The sequence below is a fragment of the Intestinibacter sp. genome, from assembly GCF_022780145.1.
Classification (GTDB): domain Bacteria; phylum Bacillota; class Clostridia; order Peptostreptococcales; family Peptostreptococcaceae; genus Intestinibacter.
The window spans coordinates 1-2,451 of sequence record NZ_JALEXO010000083.1 but is presented as its reverse complement, the minus strand read 5'-3'; the positions used below and the strand labels follow the sequence as shown (position 1 = coordinate 2,451).

2 protein-coding genes are annotated in these 2,451 nt (G+C 33.3%); both read left to right on the top strand.

Annotated features, from left to right (window positions below):
* On the top strand, positions 1-1,096 hold a 1,096-nt coding region (locus MR593_RS03010; protein WP_290686798.1), incomplete at its 5' end, for a class I SAM-dependent methyltransferase.
* A gap of 660 nt (positions 1,097-1,756) precedes the next feature.
* A partial coding sequence (locus MR593_RS03005; protein ID WP_331474726.1) for a hypothetical protein occupies positions 1,757-2,451 on the top strand: 695 nt, incomplete at its 3' end.

The window sequence follows — 2,451 nt, the reverse complement described above, 5'->3', positions numbered from 1 at the left end:
CGAAAAGCATGGAGTGAACTTAACTCAAAACATAGACTTAGCGATGTCACTTAGAAAGGATACTGGTAATGGTAAAATATATTCAGTGAAAAATAAGGATTTAGACACAAGCATGGATTTTGCTGGGTATTATTATGATTTATATAGAGAGTTTTTTACTTGGCTCATTGAAAATGCTGATTTAGATGGTAAGAAAATTTTAGACCTAGGGTGTGACAATGGTATAGCTACATGCTTTTTAGCATCAATTTATCCAAATGCTGAGGTAGTTGCAGTTGACAAGAGTAAAAAGGGCATCAAGTGCGCAGAAGAAATCGCAGCAAAGCTAGCCCTACAAAACGTAAAATTCGAAGTAGTAGATGCCAAGAAAATCGATAAATTCTTTAAACAAGAAAAATTCGATGCAGTCGTATCTATAAGATCTATGCTAGAAATCACAAATTTACCTAAATTAAAGAGCTTCTGGAGCATAGACGATGTAGAAAAATCATTAGTAGTTGCAAACAGTGTAGTGAAATTTTTTAAAAGCGTGGAAAAAGTCATGGCAGATGATGCTAAGCTGATAACTTTTGAGAGATTAGAAGGCGCTGAGGAAATTTTAAATTTCGTCAAATCTATGAGAGAATCAGGGCTATACATAGATACAGAAAGTATGTGCAAGGTGCAATTTTACGAATTAGACAGCTACGAACAAATGCCTGTAATCATGTTTGATAAAGCAAAACGAGAAGAAATCACATTTGGCGAATTTATTGAGATATACAGCAAATTGCCTGTTTTAAATAAGCATAAAGATGTCGATGATGATTTCAAGATAGAGCTTGAATTCAAGGCTATAGAAGATAAGAAGCTTGTTTTCGGAACACAAATAGACTACAAAAATGGTGCAGGCAGCGAGAGAAGAGAAGTATGGCAAGCTGGCGACAAGTTCGTGTGCTATAAGTACAGCAATATCGGACGTAGAGAGCTTGTGACAGATGTAGCTGATAAGGACGAGACTATAAAGGATATTAGAAATATGGCTGGATTTATCGGAAGAATGGGGAACAAGGTGTCTGAGTATTTTAGTTTGGAAGAGAGAGACGCTATTAAATAGATTTTTATCAAAGGAAGTTATTTTTAGGATAACTTCCTTTTTATTATATAAAAATAGCCCACCGAATATGGTGAGCTTTTAGTTCAAAAATAAATAACTGTCATCGCCGTTCCGATGAGAGTTATTTTAAATAATAGATAATTGTCATCGCCATTCCGATGAGAATTATTCTATTTATATTATATGATAATTAGAAGTGAATTTGAACTTGAAAATAATGGTGATTTATATAAAAAAAATTGAAATGTTAAAAGTATGTTAAATTTTTTAAGCTCACTTTTTATCGACAAAAAGTGGGCTTTTCAATTGAGTATTTTCAAGGGGTTCAGAATATTCGACAGAGATAAATACAATAGCAAAAAACCGCACGTTTCAACGTTTTTCTTAGCTAATTTGATGTATTATATAATTAGATGATGATAAGTTTTTTGTTGATACTGCCAAAAAATTTAGGATTATATGGGGTGATTCTAAATTTTATAAGAAAAGCTTAGGCTTTTTATGAAATGATTGTATTATTTATAGGTTGATAGTGTTATTTGTGAAAGATTGTGCTGTTTGGGATTTTATGGTGATGTGCCTGGAAGGAGTTAGTTATGGAAATGATGATAAGAAACTATTTTAATACGAAAATAGATTATTTCAAGAAAGGAGTCAACGATGAAGTTTACATTCATGGGCTTTTCAACACAAGTGGCAAAAGAGTTAGACATAAATCACGTTGATTTAGTGATACTTAGATGGTTTACCGACTTTGTAAACACTGGAAGAATGATTTCTAAGGTGGAGAATGGAGTCAGATATTATTGGGTAGACTATTCGAAGTTTATAGAAGACTATGATATTTTGAACATAAAAAAAGATGCTGTCTATAGAAGATTTAGAAAAATGTGCGAAAAGGATATTTTGAAGCGAATGACTGTTAAGCATCGCGGTACATATTCTTATTTTGCATTTTCTAAAAACTACGATCTTTTGGTGAATTATAAGGTGAATTATGCCAGTAGCCAAGGGAATCACGAAAAATACGAGGAGCCGATTAACTATATCGATTATCCAGATGAAATAGTCGATATGATTTACGATGAGGATCGTCTAGATGACGGTGTTGATAATCGTGCGGAAAATTCTTATGAAGAAAATTACATATATGAGCTTAGGGATATTAGAGGGCGAGAAGTCGAGGATGCCTCTACGCCGTTTGATATGTTTTTAGCAGAGGATGAGGAAATAAATAAAGAGCCAGTCAAGGAACAAGTCGTTGAAAAACAAGCCGTAGAAAATAACAAATCAATAGAAGTAGCAGATTTGCGACCAAAGATAATTGACCAAAAACCGAGGGTGATTGATGAAAA